Consider the following 16,055-nt stretch of genomic DNA (forward strand, 5'->3'; position numbering starts at 1 on the left):
CCTGAATCGACCCGATGCCTCACGTCCCGGCCGCGAGCGTGCAGCCTTCACTGACCAGGGTGAGAACCTTGTTGGGACGAGCGTACGAAATCTGCGGCCGCCCCACCGCCGTTTCCTGCGAAATCCAGTTATATCTTTTAGCTCTACGTGCTGCTGCAGGTGAGCCGTGCTGGGCTGGCACGAATGCCACTCAACATATACACGCCCTAGGAGATGGCGCATCACTCCTCTACGCGGCCAGCGGGCCTCGCGCGGATCCGTTTCAGCAGTTTTAGCCCGTCAGCAACGACGATTGCGTAAGTTGCAGGCATGGGGTTCGGAGGGGGATTCACCGCCTATGCCAGCACGCACGACGCGCGGAAGAAACTGCGCTACGTGGGTGTGGCGGCTGCTTTCATGCCGTTAGGGCAGGGCCTCATCCAAGTCCTAGGACCGTGCCTCGACAACTACACCGCGGCGTCACTGTTGGCCGCGACCATAGTGACCGTGCCCAATTTCTTTGCAAACAAGCACTTCGTGTGGCGGCGGACGACAAGTGAGAACATCCGCAAGAACATGCTCGTGTTCTGGGTGGTTGTTTTGCTCGGCGTCTCGCTGGCTACGTGGTTTACGCACCTCGTCGATCAGGTAACAGTCGATCGAACAACGCTCGTTCGCGGTACCGCCATCTTCATCGTGCAACTTTGCGGGTTCGGGATCGCGTGGATTGGCCGCTTCTTCGTCCTTGATCGATGGCTCTTCAAGGACACTCATCACGAGCAGCCGCTGACCAGTTCTCGCGCAATCCCAACACGGGAGCTGCAGTTGTCTCGGACCCCATGATCTGGGTAACCGGCTCCACCAAGCCTCCGCACCTCTGATTACGCAACCGTCCGCGCGACGGCCTATGACTACCAGCAACCAGCACTCCCGCAGGCCAGACACATCGGTTCCCGGACGCCGCGGGACGTCTGTGGCGCTCATTCACGTGGCGCCGGCTGTCACCGGGTAGTGATAGTCCACAATCCCGGTGTTGGCCCCGGTATTACGGAGTGCCCAACGGGCAGATACTTCGCAAGGTCGAGGCGAAGGTTACAGGTGAATAAGTAGCGATAGTTGTTAACGTCCACCCTGGACCATATTTCGTCCACCCGTTTGGGGTATGGAAGGAGCCAGTCCGGCAACATCAAGCCCTGCCGATCGGCGTAATAGAGAATCGTGGGGTCCCAGTCGCAGCCCAGCATCACGATGCGATCATCCGGGCGGGTGACAGCCTTCACACGCTGGGCATTCACGTCGGGTGGCGGCGCCATTGCCCACTGCATTGGGTTATAGAGCGGGACAGCTGAGCCGATCACGACGAGACCGGTCGCGGCGGCGGCAAAAACGGCCGTATCCGACCGCACTCGTCGAGCAACCGCAACAATCCCTATCCCGACCGCCGCGACGAGCGCGGGGTAGACAGCAATGAGGTAGTAGCTGTGGGTGAAGTACAGGTTCAAAAGCACCAGCGGTGCGAACATCGTGGTGGCAAGCCAACCCGCGCGGCGGAAGCGCTCGAATCTCGTGGGCGCCCACTTGATGCCGAACACGGCGAAGACCAGGCCTAGAAAAAGCGGTCCCGCGATCTCTAAACCGATCCTGATTAGCGCCGGGGCATAGGTGATCGGGTTCAGCCGTTGATCAAGTAGCCCGAAATTCCAATCCTCCAGCTGCCCGCTGGTGAAGTACCGCGCCAGGGGGTTCTGTTCCTTGATGGCGTCGGCGTGCCGAGCCCACGCTAGCCCCAGCGCCATACCAGGTAGTGGTCCGGCCGCCAACCCGACGACCACGCGTCTCCACGACCGGTTTGTCGCATATGCCGATACAGCCGAAACCAGCACAAGCACACACCACGCCGGTGGAGTGGTCGTCTTCACCAGAAAAGCAAACCACGCACTGATAGAACCCAGAATCAACCCGAGGCTCGACCGGTTGCAAAACCAAAAGTCAAGGCCGACAACCATACCGAGAGAAAACGCGACAGAAGGGAAGTCTACAAGCGCCGCTGCGCCCCATGCCAATCCGAACGGCGAAAGCTCAAACAGCACCACCACCACGATCGTGGTGAGCTTGCCGTGCCACCGGTGAATCAGCAGGGCCAAGAGGATTGCCGAGACCTGAAACCCCACCAGCCCGACGATGCGCATCGCCGAATCAGGACCAATTCCCACGCGGATAAGCAGCGCGGCCATGGCCTGGGCAAGCGGAAATTCCATCGGCACATCGGCATTCGGCCCAAACACCGGCAGCGGAGTATGCAACAAATTAATACCGTGACGGGCGAATTGTAGTGCTACATAGGTTGTTTGGGTTTGACGGAACTGATGCATCTCGTTGAGACGGTGGGACAGCTGCGGGATGCGGATCAACGTCCCAACAAGGATCGACCCAGTCAACCACGCCACGAATGGATTCACCGATCGGCGGATGTGATTCGTCAGGCCACGGGCCGCTCCGCTACTTCCAAGTTCCGTTTCAGCGGGGTTTGAGGTGTCCGATGCAGGCATCGGTCACCCGGGTGCACTCGGGCAGAGCTGCACTAGGGCGGCTTTACCTGCGATCTGCATCGCGATTCAGTGGTGACACCGCGCATGTCAGATGGTCCCGGTCTCAACGGCATCGACGATCCACGGTATGACCTCATCTAGCATGGCATCGAGCGTGGTTGTCGCCTCATACCCCAACATCTCTGATGCCTTTTGAACATCCGGTGAGCGCAGCTGGACATCGTGCTCAAACGGTGGGTCACTTACGTAGCGAAACTCGGCGTCCGGGCGCATTTTCTTCCAAATGACTTCGGCCAATTGCGATACGGTCGTGGCTTCGGGGGTGGAGAGATTGAAGTCTCCGTTGAGCGCGGCCGGGTGTTCCATGCATATCCGGATACCGCGAGCCAGGTCACCACCGTAGGTGTAGTGCCGCACTTGGGAACCGTCGCCGAGGATGTGCAATGGATCTTGACCCTTTGCCACCTTCTGAACCAAGTCCGGCACCACGTGACTCATCGCGAGTTTCACATTGCCGCTTGGGATCTCACGGCCGCCGAGCGCCCGCTGCTCGCCGGTTCCCACACAGTTGAAGGGTCGAATGATTGTGTAAGGAAGACCGTATTGCTCGTAGGCACCATGCGCAAAGTATTCACACGCCAGCTTTTGAAACCCGTAAGTGCTTGTTGGAGGCGGGCATTCGGTGATGTGCTTCTCTGGTGTGGGGAAGATGCTTGCATTCTCGAATACCATCGACGAGCTGATGACATTGATCTTCTTGAGCCAGCCCTTGCGATATGCGTGTATCGCGGTGTCAAAGTGGGCGGCCGCGATGCGTTCATTCTCGGCAAGCAAATCGTAGGCGTACTCATGAAAGTACGTGATGCCGCCGATACGGGCCGCGCTGGCCACCATCTGATCGCAGCCCTCAACGAGGCGAAACATCAAATCAAGGTCTTTGACGTCGCCCTCGACGAAGTGATAGCGGGGGTGGTTGTCGTAACTCTTCGTTACCTTGCCGTACTTCGAATAGTTGTCGATGCCGACGACTTCGTGGCCGGCCTTCAGCAACTCGTCGACGACGTATCCATTGATGAATCCCGCGCTGCCAGTTACCAGGACTTTCACTCGGCCACTGCTCCAGTGCCCAGCGTGGCCAAAACCACGTCAGTTTGGCCATCTCTCTGCTCATCCGCGTGCCGGGAGTTCGGCTGGTCTTCTGGATGCTCGTTTACATCCAAGCAACCCCAGACGTCCTCGACGATCGTACCGTCAGGGATTTGGAGCCCCCGGTAGATAGAGTGAGGCACGCCAACGACAAGAACGTCGGCATGGCGCAAAACGGCGTCAAGCGGGTAGTAGTCGGCACCGTCAAGGAATGGGTCATGCAACATGACCTTCTTGGCCTCAAGCATCAACAAGTGCCGAAGTTTGAAGCTAAGCGAATCCCGCGTGTCATCGCAATCAGCTTTGAAGGTCATACCTAGCAGTCCAACCGTCTTATCCCGCAGATCAACTCGGCGCTTGAGCATCGTGACGATGAATTGCGGCTGGCCCTCGTTGATCAGCATGGCTGAATGGCCCAGCATGAAGTTGTTGTTGCTGAACGCCGCAAGCTGCATTGTGTCCTTCAGCAGGCAGGGGCCAGCTGCCAGGCCGGCTCTGGGCAGACTGTCAACACGACTGTTCTTGTAAGTCGCCGCATGGTGGACGCGGTCGAAATCAAGCCCGGCCTCACGGCTGAGCAGGTAGAACTGGTTGGCCACCGCAAATTGAATGTAGCGGTAGGCGTTGCAGAACAGTTTCGCCAGCTCAGCTTCCTGAGGCTCGACTTCGATGATTTCCGAAGTGATTTGGGAAAACAGCTCGCGGACGATCCGGCGTCCTTCAGCGTCGAACCCGCTGATGATCTGCGGGATGGCCCGCAGCTCACGAAGCGAGTGACCCTGAGCAATACGCTCGGGGCAGAAAGTGACGTGGACGCCGATGCCGCGCTGCTGAAACATGTCATGGACACGTTGGCTCAACCCCGGATAGACGGTGCTTCGCAGTATCAGCGTCTGTCCGTCACGGAAGTAGGGACTGATCTCGTCGATGATGCGGAAGAAGGTATGCGCCTGCGGCGTCAGGTATTCGTCCACGGGAGTACCGACGACACAAATCACGATGTCGGAATTTCTTACCGCCCAGGAGTCGGTGGTCGCTGAAATGCGGCCGGTAGGCAACAGGCGCTCGAGGAGCTCCTCAGCGCCGTTCTCAATGAACGGCATGCGCCCTGCCATGATTGACTTCAATGCCGCTGCATTCGTATCCAGGATGTCGACGTGAAATCCTGCATCCGCTAGCACGAGCGCCAGCGGCAGGCCGACGTGCCCTGCGCCGCCGATAATGCAGATGCGTTCCGCGGGTTGAGTTACCATTCAGATCCTCCTGCTGAAGCGTTCCCCCGAGCGCTCAGGTTCCCAGCACAACAGGCTGACCTCACCCTGAGACTTACGTGTGAGTAGCCTACGAGCTCCCGGGTTAGGCCGCAGCGTTTTCGAACCAAGGTTCTCGCCGATCCTTGGACCGGTCAGCCAATCCGAGCCCCGTACTCGTCGCCGGAGGCATCGCTCGTCCGCATAAGATGTGGCTTCGTCGACGCATCCTTTCGCGCAAGGAGACGCTCGTGCCGAAGCTTGTACTGGATCTCGAGCGCCATTGGGGCGATAGCCGATGCACTACCTGATCACCGGACACACCGGCTTCAAAGGCCCTTGGCTCGTCTTTCTCCTGCTCAGCCGCGGCCACCAGGTATCGGGCCTGGCCCTCGACCCCGCTGAAGGCAGTCTCTACGAACGGGCCCACCTCACCGAGCTGCTGGCGACCGATCATCGCATCGACATCCGCGACGCCGCCGCGACAAAAGCAGCGATCCAGGACACCGCGCCCGACGTCGTGATCCACATGGCAGCCCAGTCGCAGGTCCGCGAGTCCTACCGCGAACCGCGCTACACCTACGAGACCAACGCCATGGGCACCCTCAATGTGCTCGACGCCGTCAGCGCCACCCCGTCGGTGCGGGCGCACGTCGTCATCACCACCGACAAGGTTTACCGCAACGTCGACCAGGAAGCCGGTTACGTCGAAACCGACCCTCTCGGCGGCGATGACCCCTACAGCGCGTCCAAGGCGATGGCCGACCTGCTCACCCAATCTTGGATCCGCAGCTATCCCGACTGCCCCACCGCGATCGCCCGCGGCGGAAATGTGATCGGCGGCGGCGACGTCAGCCCCGAGCGCCTGATGCCCGACCTGGTGCGCGCCTACTCGTCGGGCCGAGCACCGCTGCTGCGGTTCCCGCGTGCGGTGCGTCCCTGGCAGCACGTACTTGACTGCCTCAACGGCTACCTCACGATTGCCGACGCGCTGCTGGCCGGGTCCGGGCTGGGCCAATGGAACATCGGCCCTGGCCGGGATAGCTTCGTCGAGGTCGGCCAAGTCGCCTCTTTGGCCGCCGAGCTTTGGGGTGGTGGCGCCCACTGGGAGAACCAGCCCGGTGACCACCCGCACGAGGCCAATCTGCTGGCCCTTGACGCCGGCAAGGCGCAACGGGAACTCGGTTGGCGCAATCGGCTGGGCTTCCGCGATGCCGTCAGTTGGACCATCGAATGGGAACGGCGAGTGCACGAGGGTGCCAACCCGCTCGAGGTCACGCAAGAGCAGATCGGGGCTTTCGAAGCCCTCAGCGGAACAAAGGAGTAACACGATGAGCAACCACACCTACCGCGTGATCGAGATCGTCGGCACTTCACCCGACGGGGTCGACGCCGCCATCAAGAGCGGCCTGGCGCGCGCCTCGGACACGATGCGCAACCTCGACTGGTTCGAGGTGCAGTCCGTTCGTGGCCACCTGGTAGACGGCAATGTCGCGCACTACCAGGTGACCATGAAAGTCGGCTTCCGCCTGGAAGATTCGGAAAGCTAAGCTTCCGCCGCGACATCTCCCGAGTCGACGTACGGGGCCCCCAGCCCATGCACCGGGCGGTAGCCCCGCTTGCGCGCCTTGGCCGCGGCGTCCCTGATCAGCTTGTACAGGCCGACGAAGGCTGCGTGGTCGGTCAGCGTCAACGGGGTGAGCAACCGGTTGTGCACCACGGCGAACGCAACCCCGGTTTCGGGATCGTTCCACCCCACCGAGCCGCCCAGCCCCACGTGGCCGAATCCCGGCATCACGTTCTTCAGGGGCAGCGCGTGGTAGCCGAGGTGGAAGGCCATCGGCACGAAGATGTTCCGGTCCCGCTGGATGATCCGCTCACCGGTCAGACCGGCCACCAGGCGCCGCGACAGGAACCGGGTGCCGTCGACCTCACCGCCGTTGGCGATCGCGCCGTACATCCGGGCGAGCCCCCGGGCCGTCACGACCCCGTTGGCGGCGGGCATTTCGGCGTCGAGCATGGCCATGTTGCCCTGCACCGCCGCGATCACGCCGGGGAAATACATCGACCGGTAGCCACCGGAGAAATAGTTGGCCACCTTCTGCACCGCCCCGGTCAGGATGGGGTTGGCCGCCAGGTCTTGGGGCATGATGATCTCGGCTGCCCGGGTGGGCGAATCGGCCGGCGGACGGCCCAGATGGATGCCGTCGGTACCCAGCGGCTCAGCCAGCTCCTCCCGGAACAGCACCCGCATGTCCTTGCCGGTGACGGCCCGGGCCAGCCCCGACATCAGCCATCCGAACGTCAGCGCATGATAGGCCGGCTTACCCAGCAGCCGCCCCGGCGACGCCGCCGCCAGCCGCTCCTCCATCAGGACGTGATCGAGCAGTTCTTCCTGGGTGGCCCCGCGCAGGCCCGATAGACCGGCGGTGTGCTTCATGACCTCGCGGACGGTCATCTTCTCCTTGCCGTTGGCGGCGAAGGAATGCCAGTACTCGGCAACCGGCGCGTCGTAGTCGATCAGGCCGCGGTCGGCCAGGCGGTGGATGACCGTGGCGGCCATCCCCTTGGTCGCCGAGAACACCATCGGCGCGTGATCGGCCGACCACGGAATACGTCCCTCGCGGTCGGCCCACCCCTTCCAGACGTCGACGACGGGCTGCCCGTCGAGGTACACCGCCAACGCCCCGCCGCCGAGGCGGCTACCGGGGAACATCGTGGAAAAAGCACGGACAACGCATGCAAAGTGGGAGTCCGCGGCGCCGAACACACCATGCCCTGCGTCAGGGGCATCGTGAGATTGGACAGCGCGGCGATCGACTCCGATGTCTACCGTCACGGCGTCAAATTTACTTGGCCGTTTTGGGCGGCCACCGGCAAACCAAGATTAAGTTACCTAACCGTTAGGAAGTTGCGATCTCAAGTATTTGCTGGGCGGCTAGCGCAGGGGTCAGCTCCCCGTCCCGGACCTGACGCTCCAAATCCTTGCGGATCCGGCGCACCTCCGGGTTGGACACCACTCGGTCCAGCACCGCGTCGCGGACCATCTGCCAGGTCCAGTCCACCTGCTGATCTCGTCGGCGGGCTTCGAACCGCCCGGCTTCGGTGAGCACTTTGCGGTGCTTCTCGATGGTCTCCCACAATTCCGGCAGGCCCGTGCCTTCCATGGCGCTCATCGTCAAAACGGGTGGTCGCCATAGTGTTTCACGCGGGTAGATCAGCCTGATCGCCCCGGAGAGTTCGCGGGCGGCCATCCGGGCGTCCTTGAGATGTGCGCCGTCGGCCTTGTTGACCACCACGATGTCGGCGAGCTCGAGGACTCCTTTCTTGATGCCCTGCAACTGATCCCCGGTGCGCGCGAGGGTCAGCAGGACGAAAGTGTCGACCATATTGGCCACCGCCACTTCGGACTGCCCGACACCCACCGTCTCGATGAGGATGACGTCAAAACCGGCCGCCTCCAACAGGACAACTGTCTCCCTGGTCGCCTTTGCTACCCCGCCCAAAGTGCCCGACGTCGGGGATGGACGGATGTAGGCGTCGGGGTGGGTGGACAGGCGCGCCATCCGTGTCTTATCACCCAGGATCGAGCCACCGGTGCGCGTTGAGGATGGGTCCACCGCCAGCACGGCCACCTTGTGACCTTGGTCGATGAGGTGCATGCCAAGCGCCTCGATGCTGGTGGATTTGCCCACCCCGGGCACCCCGGTGATGCCGATCCGGTGCGCGTTGCCGGCGTCGGGCAGCAGCGCCAGCAGTAGCTGCTGGGCGCGTTCCCGATGGTCGGCGCGAGTGGATTCCAGCATCGTGATGGCGCGTGGCAACGCAGCCCGGTCACCGCTGCGGATCGCGCCGGCCAGCTTTTCGATATTCATCGGGCGGCTCTCCCCGCGACAGGCATCAGCCACTAGCTCAGGTCGTACCCGAGCCGCTCGGCCAGCTTCTTCAGCAGGCCAACAGCCGCCTCGGCGATGACGGTCCCCGGCGGGAAGATCGCGGCCGCGCCCGCCTCGTAGAGCTCATCGAAATCACCGGGCGGGATAACGCCACCCACCACGACCATGATGTCGGAGCGGCCCACCTCGGCCAGCGCGTCGCGCAACGCCGGCACCAGGGTGAGGTGTCCCGCGGCCAGCGAAGACACCCCGACCACGTGCACGTCGTTGTCGGCGGCCTGGCGGGCGACCTCTTCGGGCGTGGAGAACAGTGACCCGACGTCGACGTCGAAACCGATGTCGGCGAACGCGGTGGCAATCACCTTCTGGCCGCGGTCGTGACCGTCCTGGCCCATCTTGGCGATCAGGATCCTGGGCCGGCGCCCGTCGGCCTCGGCGAACTTCTCGACCAGCTCGGTGGCATCGGAAAGCGGAGTGATGTTGCCGCCTCCTTGGATCTCGTCACGGTAGACGCCGGCGATGGTACGGATCTCGGCCTGGTGACGACCGTAAACCTTCTCCAGCGCGTCCGAGATCTCCCCCACGGTGGCTTTCGCGCGCGCCGCGTTGATGGCCAGCGCCATCAGGTTGTTGCCCAACCCATCCTCACCAGCGGGTCCCTGGGCGGCAGCGGCGCGACTGAGCTCGGCCAGCGCGGCGTCGACCGCGTCCTGGTCCCGGGTCTCCCGTAGCTCCTTGAGTTTGGCCAGCTGCTCGGCACGCACCCGGCTGTTCTCGACCTTGAGCACCTCGATCTCTTGGTCCTCGACCACCTGGTACTTGTTGACCCCGATCACCGGCTGCTGCCCGGAATCGATGCGCGCCTGGGTCCGCGCGGCGGCTTCCTCGATGCGCAGCTTGGGAATGCCGTCGCTGATCGCCTGCGCCATGCCGCCGTGTTCGGCGACCTCCTCGATGTGCGCGCGCGCCCGCTGCGCGAGCTGGTGGGTGAGCCACTCGACGTAATACGAACCGGCCCAGGGGTCGATCGGCCGGGTGGTGCCGGATTCCTGCTGCAACACCAGCTGGGTGTTGCGCGCGATGCGGGCCGAGAAGTCGGTGGGCAGCGCCAGCGCCTCGTCGAGGGCATTGGTGTGCAGCGACTGCGTGTGCCCCTGGGTGGCGGCCATGGCCTCGATGCAGGTGCGGGCAACGTTGTTGAACACGTCCTGAGCGGTCAGCGACCATCCGGAGGTCTGCGAATGTGTGCGCAGCGACAGCGATTTGGCGCTCTTGGGGTCGAACTCGGCGACCAGCTCGCTCCACAGCAACCGGCCGGCCCGCAGCTTGGCGACCTCCATGAAGAAGTTCATGCCGATGCCCCAGAAGAACGACAGCCGCGGCGCGAACTTGTCGATGTCCAGACCCGCGTCCAGGCCCGCCTTGATGTACTCGACACCGTCAGCCAGCGTATAGGCCAGCTCCAAATCCGCTGTGGCACCGGCTTCTTGAATGTGGTAGCCGGAGATCGAGATCGAGTTGAATTTCGGCATCTTGGCGCTGGTGTAGGCGAAGATGTCGGAGATGATCCGCATGGACGGCTGGGGCGGGTAGATGTAGGTGTTACGGACCATGAACTCTTTGAGGATGTCGTTCTGGATGGTGCCGGCCAGCTTCTCCGGCGGCACCCCCTGCTCCTCGGCGGCCACCACGTAAAGCGCCAGGATCGGCAGCACGGCGCCGTTCATCGTCATCGACACCGACACCGTCGACAGGTCGATACCGTCGAACAGCTGGCGCATGTCGAGGATCGAATCGATTGCTACGCCGGCCATTCCGACGTCACCCTGCACGCGCGGGTGATCGGAGTCGTAACCGCGGTGGGTGGCCAGATCGAAGGCGACCGAGAGGCCCTTCTGGCCGGCGGCCAGGTTGCGGCGGTAGAAGGCGTTGGATTCCGCGGCGGTGGAGAACCCGGCGTACTGGCGGATCGTCCACGGCTGGTTGACGTACATCGTCGGGTACGGCCCCCGCAGGAAGGGCGGCTCACCGGGGAAGGTGTGCAGCGGGTAACCGTCCTCCCCGGCCGCGGCGCGGTCCTGGGAGATGTACACCGGCTTGACGTCGATGCCCTCGGGGGTCTGCCATTGCAGATCCTCTGGCGAGTACCAGTGCGCCTTCGCGGCGGCGGCGATGTGCTCTTGCACCTCGGCTTCGGTGGGCGGTTGCGTGGTGCGATCACTGCGGAGGGGGACATCGGAGAAACTGCCGATCGAGGGAACTGTCGCTGTCATCTTTAAGCCCCCAACCTGGTTAGCAGACTCGAAAGCGCTTCAACCGCATTAATTTTCATTGTCAAGAATTCGTCGGGCCGGTCCTCGGCGTCGCCCAGCGCCTTTTCCGGACCTGCGAGGTACACCCGTTCGATGCCGGCCGCACGCGCCGCACGAACCACCCCGGCCGCCTCGTCGGCGTAGCGCTTGTCGGTGCCGCAGATCACCGCCACGGTCGGCGATCCGGCCGCGGCGACGGCCTCGGCCACCGTATCGGCGTCGAGCGGTCCGGGGTTGACCGCTTCAATACCGCCCGAAGCCAGCAGGTTTGCCGCGAACGTGGTTCGGATGTTGTGCTCGGCCAGCGGCCCCAGCGGCAGCAACAGCACCTGCGGGCGCTTGTCGTGTTCGGCGAGGAACACGTCCGAGCGGTCCCGCAGGATCTCGAACTCGGCGGCGTACCGGCGCACCTGCCCGGCCCTGCCCAGCGAATCACCTTGCGGCAACGGCGCTTCACCGAGGTTGGGGAACTCATTCACACCGGTGATCGCGATCCGGCGATGCGCGATGTCGACGGCGCGCTTGTCCGCCAGCTCGCCAAGGCGGCCGGCCAGATACTCGCGGGCTTCGACGAAACCGCCACGGGACTCGATGGATTGGAAGTGCTCCCACGCCCGTTCGGCCAGTTCCTTGGTGAGATCCTCGACGAACCACGACCCACCGGCGGGGTCCAGCACCCGGCCGACGTGTGACTCCTCCAGGAGCAACAGCTGGGTGTTGCGCGCGATGCGGCGCGCGAAACTGGTGGCGGTGCCCGGCCACCCACCCGGAATGGCGACGTCGAACGCGTACACCAGCACCGTGTCCGCGCCTCCGACGCCAGCGCCGAACGCCGCCAGCGTGCAGCGCAGCATGTTCACCCATGGGTCGCGCTGCGTCATCATCGGCAGCGACGTCTCGGCATGCACCACGGCCGTCCCGCCGTCGGGGTCGCCGGCAACCTCGGCCACCCGGGCCCACAACTGGCGTACGGCGCGCATCTTGGCCAGCGTCATGAACTGGTCATCGTCGGCGGCCAGCCGGAAGCTGATCTGACCCAGAGCCTGACCCACCGTGAGACCGGCCTCGGTGAGCGTGCGCAGGTAGGCCACCGCCGCGGCGATGGTGGCGCCGAGTTCCCATGCGGCGGTCGCGCCCAGATTGTGGAACGCGGGCCCGTCGACGGTGACGGCTCGCACGCCCTGATGACCGACCGCGCGTTTCGCCACGGCGACCACGTCCTCGATCGGCGGAGCGTTGCGGTCGCTGAGCACCGCCGTGAACGGGTCGGCACCCAAGTCCACCGACACCAGGGCGCGTTGCTCGTCGTCCACCTTCTCCACCAGGGACAACATCACGTCGGCGGCCGCGGTGTAGTGGGTGCCGGGATCGAGGATGACCGGCGCCATGCTCAGGTACACACCGTCGAGCAGGGCCGCGAGTTGTTCCGGGGCCACGCCCGACTCCCCCACCCGCACCAGCAGCGCACTCACGCCTTCGCCGAGGGCCGCAAGCAGCGCCCCGTTCGCCTCGCCGGTGGGCGTGTCCGGCAGCGGGAACGCCTCGGCGACCTTCCAGCCCGACCTGACGTCACGCAGGGCGTCGCCGCCGCGCACGAACGGCCAGTGTCCCGGCAACGGCGGTTCCGGCAACTCGTCGAAGGCGGTGTAGAGCGGACGAATGGCGAATCCGTCGTAGGTCGGCGTCTCCAGCCGCTCCTCGGGGTGCTCCCCCAGGTCCGCCGGATCGGTCCGGGTGCTCTTGGACAACACACCGGCAACCGCGCTGCGCCAGCGCCCGCGAACCTGTTCTAGGTCGGCGAGTTCGGGTACGTCAATGGACACCGATTTGCTCCTGTTTCCGCAGCAATTGTGGGTTACTCCGGGATCGTTGCTTAGCTAATAAGGCTAATTGATCGCTGCCCGAACTTAGGAATCGAGGTGCTGTGATCGGCGGCTCACCGGCGGCGAAACGCCAGCCTGCGGATACTGGATATTCACGTACACCCCGTACCCTTGGACACCGTGACGACCGCCGCCATCAGCAAAACCACCGATACGGTGCGTGCGATTGCGGCCGGTGTCCTTTTGGCGGTACGCCAGATGTCGGTGCTGCGCCTGGTGGCGACCGTGGCGGGAATCACAGCCTTGGTGGCGGTCGCGTTGCTGGTGGAGATGCCTACCGCGATGCAGATGCGCGACTGGGCGCAATCGCTCGGTCCGTGGTTCCCGCTGGTGTTCTGGCTGGTGCACGTCGTGGTGACCGTGCCGCCCTTCCCGCGCACCGCGTTCACCCTGGCCGCTGGACTGTTGTTCGGGCCGGTATTCGGCATCGCGATCGCGGTCACGGCCAGTACGGCCAGCGCGACGCTGGCTACGCTGTTGGTACGCGCGACGGGATGGCGACTGGATCGCCTGGTGCGCAGCCGGGCAGTGGGCCGCCTCGATGACCGGCTGCGAGAACGCGGGTGGCTGGCCATCCTGTCGCTGAGGTTCATTCCGGTCGTGCCGTTCGCGGCGATCAACTACGCCGCCGGCGCGTCCGCAGTGCGGGTGCTGCCCTACATGTGGGCGACATTGGTGGGACTGCTGCCGGGCACGGTCGCGGTGGTCATCCTGGGCAACGCGTTCGCCGGCGACGGCAGCCCACTGCTCGTGCTGGTCTCGGTGTGCACCGGCGCGCTGGGGCTGTGCGGACTGGTCTATGAGGTGCGCCAGTACCGCCGCCACCACCGGCGGGCACCGGAAACCCCTGAACCGGTCTCAGAGCCCGCCGTTACCCCCTGACGTCGTCGGCCTGCGTGCAAGATTTATGGCATGACCCCGGCGGCGCACGCGTCTCTTCGCACGGTGCTGTTGCTCGGCGGCATGCTGCTGTGTCTGACGGTTGCGGCCTGGCCGCTGCTGGCCCGCGGGGTCAGACGGGTGCCGGCGCCGAACTCCCACGGAACCTATAGCTGGCGCCTGTCGGCTGTCGCGCTGCTCGTCGCCGCGGCCTTCATCGTGGCCCTGCAGATGCCGGTCCACCGGGTGCCGCTGCTGCAGCTCAAACCTGAGGTGCAGCCACCGATCCCGCTGCCCGCTTCGGGCGCTATCGGACCCGGCACCGGCATTGCCGTCACCTACGCCGACGGCACCGGCGGAATGGGTTGCACCGCAGGGTTTCTGGTCCGCACTGGCGACGGCGGGACCGGAGTGCTCACCGCCGGGCACTGCAACAAACTCGACGAGGAAAGCAAGGTGAGCATGAACCCGGGCAGCCTCCCCTACACCACCGTGGGCACCTTCACCCGGACCGTGCTCGACGGTGAACACGGCGAAGATCACGACATCGGGCTGTTCCTGCTCGACTCCGACGAGGTGCCGCGCAACCCGGCCATCATCGCGTCGTTGCCGGTGACCGGCGTTGCCGACGACCTGCAGCTCGGCCAGCAGCTGTGCAAGTACGGCATGACGACGGGCCGGATGGAATGCGGGGAGATCACCGCCATCACCGAAAGCAAGGTGGTGTTCCTGGCGGCCAGCCGATGTGGTGATTCCGGCGGCCCGGTCTACCTCTTGACCACCGATGGCGCCGTAGCGGTCGGGATCCACATCCGCGCCGGGCGGCCGAATGATCCCAACCCCGGATGTTCAACTCCCGCAACGTTTTCGGTCGCAGAGCTGGTGCGGCCGTGGCTTGCGCAGTGGGGTCTCACCGCGGTGACGGGCTGAGCGGCAAACTCAACCGGAATTGCGCACCGCCGTCGTGCGGCAGGCACACCAAGTCGCCACCATGCGCCCGGGCCAGCGCCCGAGCGATCGACAGCCCGAGTCCGGCGCCACCGTGATCGCGGGCGCGGCCGGCGTCCAGGCGCACCAGCCGTTCGAAGATGCGCAGCCGCTCGTCGTCGGGAATCCCGGGGCCGGTATCGGTGACGGTCACGACCGCGGTGTCGTCGGCGCGCACTTCCACGGTGATGGTGCCATCGGCGGGGGTGTGCCGGCGCGCGTTGTCCAGCAGGTTGGACAGGATCTGCGCGACGCGTGTCGGGTCCGCGTGGACGGCGAGCTCGGGAATCCCGGTGCGGACGATCGACAGGTGCGGGGCGAGCATCGAGGCTCGCTGCACCTCGGCGTCGACGATGGCGGCCAGGTCGGTGTCCTGGCGGTCCAACGTGATCCCGGCATCGATTCGGCTCAGGTCGAGCATGTCGGCCACCAGGCGCCCGGCCCGGCGTGCATCGGACTGCAACAGGCTGGCCCGGCGCTGCTGGGCTTCCTCGGTCTCGTGGGCGGCGAGCTGTTCGGCGGCGGCCTGGATGCCGGCGATCGGAGTGCGCAGCTCGTGGGCCGCATCGACGAGGAATTGCCGCGTCGCGGCTTCGGCCCGTCGTGCGTCGTCGGCCGCCCGGCGGGCGCGCAGCTCCGACTCCTCCAGCGCGTCCAGCATGCTGTCGAAAGCACCTGCGGCGCGCCCTAATTCGGTGTGTGTGCGGGACGGCCGCAGTCGTCGGCCGCGGTCGCCAGTGGTGATGCTGCGGGCCAGTGCGGTCAGCCGGTCCAACGGCCGCAGCGCCGCCCGGCTCACCGCGATCAGCAGCAGGGCCGCGACCACCAGTGTCGCCAGGCCGGCACTGATCATCAGTTGACGCAACTGCCGGGTGACTTGGGTGGTCTGCGTGGTGTCGGCGACCAGGATCACCCGCGCGCCGTCCGGCAGTGGGTGCACCAGCACCGTCGCGGTGCCGTCCGGTGGGAACCCGGGTGGGGGCGGAGGTGGCGGCAGTGGCGGCGGTGGCGGACCGGACGGCGGGCCCGGCATGGGCATCGGCATCGGCATTGGTGGATGGCCGGGCGGCGGTGGACGGCGCGGCGGCGGAACCATCGGACCGGCTTTGGTATCGGGACTGATACCGGGATCACCGTAGGTGGCGCCGTCGACGGTGACGACGAGCGCACGAAC

At 64.9% G+C, this 16,055-nt stretch carries 13 protein-coding genes; 5 read left to right on the forward strand and 8 right to left on the reverse strand.

The features are described 5' to 3' along the window. Window positions 1–309: 309 nt before the first annotated feature. Window positions 310–822 (forward strand): GtrA family protein, encoded by a 513-nt coding sequence (locus tag A9X01_RS05310; protein ID WP_065119726.1) that lies wholly within the window; start codon window positions 310–312, stop codon window positions 820–822. A 158-nt stretch (window positions 823–980) separates the two neighbouring features. On the opposite strand, the gene A9X01_RS05315 is transcribed toward A9X01_RS05310, so the two are convergent. The 3 genes from A9X01_RS05315 to A9X01_RS05325 all read right to left on the reverse strand — a co-directional run bounded on the left by A9X01_RS05315 (window position 981) and on the right by A9X01_RS05325 (window position 4,927). Beyond that, complete coding sequence (locus tag A9X01_RS05315) at window positions 981–2,528, reverse strand: glycosyltransferase family protein (protein WP_155771937.1); 1,548 nt, start codon at window positions 2,526–2,528, stop codon at window positions 981–983. A gap of 87 nt (window positions 2,529–2,615) precedes the next feature. Beyond that, window positions 2,616–3,635, reverse strand: a complete 1,020-nt coding sequence (locus tag A9X01_RS05320) for an NAD-dependent epimerase/dehydratase family protein (protein ID WP_065119730.1) — start codon at window positions 3,633–3,635, stop codon at window positions 2,616–2,618. Next, entirely contained in the window at window positions 3,632–4,927 is a 1,296-nt protein-coding gene (locus tag A9X01_RS05325) for a nucleotide sugar dehydrogenase (RefSeq protein ID WP_081282218.1), read from the reverse strand. Before A9X01_RS05325 ends, A9X01_RS05320 begins: the two co-directional genes overlap by 4 nt. 295 nt (window positions 4,928–5,222) lie before the next feature. Between A9X01_RS05325 and rfbG the strand changes: the two genes are divergently transcribed. Continuing rightward, the gene (gene rfbG, locus A9X01_RS05330) at window positions 5,223–6,251 is read left to right on the forward strand and encodes a CDP-glucose 4,6-dehydratase (protein ID WP_065119732.1); all 1,029 of its coding nucleotides are present in this window, start codon (window positions 5,223–5,225) and stop codon (window positions 6,249–6,251) included. A 4-nt stretch (window positions 6,252–6,255) separates the two neighbouring features. Then, complete coding sequence (locus tag A9X01_RS05335) at window positions 6,256–6,474, forward strand: dodecin (protein WP_065119734.1); 219 nt, start codon at window positions 6,256–6,258, stop codon at window positions 6,472–6,474. Here A9X01_RS05335 and lipL read toward each other — a convergent pair. The 4 genes from lipL to mutA all read right to left on the reverse strand — a co-directional run bounded on the left by lipL (window position 6,471) and on the right by mutA (window position 12,955). Then, complete coding sequence (gene lipL, locus A9X01_RS05340) at window positions 6,471–7,763, reverse strand: esterase/beta-lactamase LipL (protein WP_065119737.1); 1,293 nt, start codon at window positions 7,761–7,763, stop codon at window positions 6,471–6,473. The genes A9X01_RS05335 and lipL overlap by 4 nt on opposite strands. Before the next feature lie 64 nt (window positions 7,764–7,827). Beyond that, window positions 7,828–8,799: a methylmalonyl Co-A mutase-associated GTPase MeaB gene (meaB, locus tag A9X01_RS05345; RefSeq protein ID WP_065119739.1), complete on the reverse strand. Its 972-nt coding sequence runs from the start codon at window positions 8,797–8,799 to the stop codon at window positions 7,828–7,830. A 32-nt stretch (window positions 8,800–8,831) separates the two neighbouring features. Then, window positions 8,832–11,093, reverse strand: coding sequence for a methylmalonyl-CoA mutase (scpA, locus tag A9X01_RS05350; RefSeq protein WP_065119741.1), 2,262 nt, complete (start codon window positions 11,091–11,093; stop codon window positions 8,832–8,834). Between the two features lie 2 nt (window positions 11,094–11,095). Next, window positions 11,096–12,955 (reverse strand): methylmalonyl-CoA mutase small subunit, encoded by a 1,860-nt coding sequence (gene mutA, locus A9X01_RS05355; protein ID WP_065119743.1) that lies wholly within the window; start codon window positions 12,953–12,955, stop codon window positions 11,096–11,098. 180 nt (window positions 12,956–13,135) lie between these two features. On the opposite strand from mutA, the gene A9X01_RS05360 reads away from it, so the two are divergent. Next, a complete protein-coding gene (locus A9X01_RS05360) occupies window positions 13,136–13,897 on the forward strand; it encodes a TVP38/TMEM64 family protein (RefSeq protein WP_065119761.1) in 762 nt (253 codons plus the stop codon). Between the two features lie 21 nt (window positions 13,898–13,918). Further along, window positions 13,919–14,824: a S1 family peptidase gene (locus tag A9X01_RS05365; protein WP_065119744.1), complete on the forward strand. Its 906-nt coding sequence runs from the start codon at window positions 13,919–13,921 to the stop codon at window positions 14,822–14,824. Here A9X01_RS05365 and A9X01_RS05370 read toward each other — a convergent pair. Further along, window positions 14,805–16,055 (reverse strand): HAMP domain-containing sensor histidine kinase (locus A9X01_RS05370; RefSeq protein WP_065119745.1); only part of this gene is annotated, 1,251 nt, incomplete at its 5' end. The genes A9X01_RS05365 and A9X01_RS05370 overlap by 20 nt on opposite strands.

It is taken from the genome of Mycobacterium asiaticum, from assembly GCF_001668675.1.
Taxonomy (GTDB): domain Bacteria; phylum Actinomycetota; class Actinomycetes; order Mycobacteriales; family Mycobacteriaceae; genus Mycobacterium; species Mycobacterium asiaticum_D.

Excerpts from the sequence above, each read along its gene's own strand:
- A9X01_RS05310 (WP_065119726.1), top strand. The coding sequence starts at position 310 with ATGGGGTTCGGAGGGGGATTCACCGCCTATGCCAGCACGCACGACGCG.
- scpA (WP_065119741.1), bottom strand. The coding sequence starts at position 11,093 with ATGACAGCGACAGTTCCCTCGATCGGCAGTTTCTCCGATGTCCCCCTC.
- A9X01_RS05335 (WP_065119734.1), top strand. The coding sequence starts at position 6,256 with ATGAGCAACCACACCTACCGCGTGATCGAGATCGTCGGCACTTCACCC.
- rfbG (WP_065119732.1), top strand. The coding sequence starts at position 5,223 with ATGCACTACCTGATCACCGGACACACCGGCTTCAAAGGCCCTTGGCTC.
- meaB (WP_065119739.1), bottom strand. The coding sequence starts at position 8,799 with ATGAATATCGAAAAGCTGGCCGGCGCGATCCGCAGCGGTGACCGGGCT.
- A9X01_RS05325 (WP_081282218.1), bottom strand. The coding sequence starts at position 4,927 with ATGGTAACTCAACCCGCGGAACGCATCTGCATTATCGGCGGCGCAGGG.
- A9X01_RS05315 (WP_155771937.1), bottom strand. The coding sequence starts at position 2,528 with ATGCCTGCATCGGACACCTCAAACCCCGCTGAAACGGAACTTGGAAGT.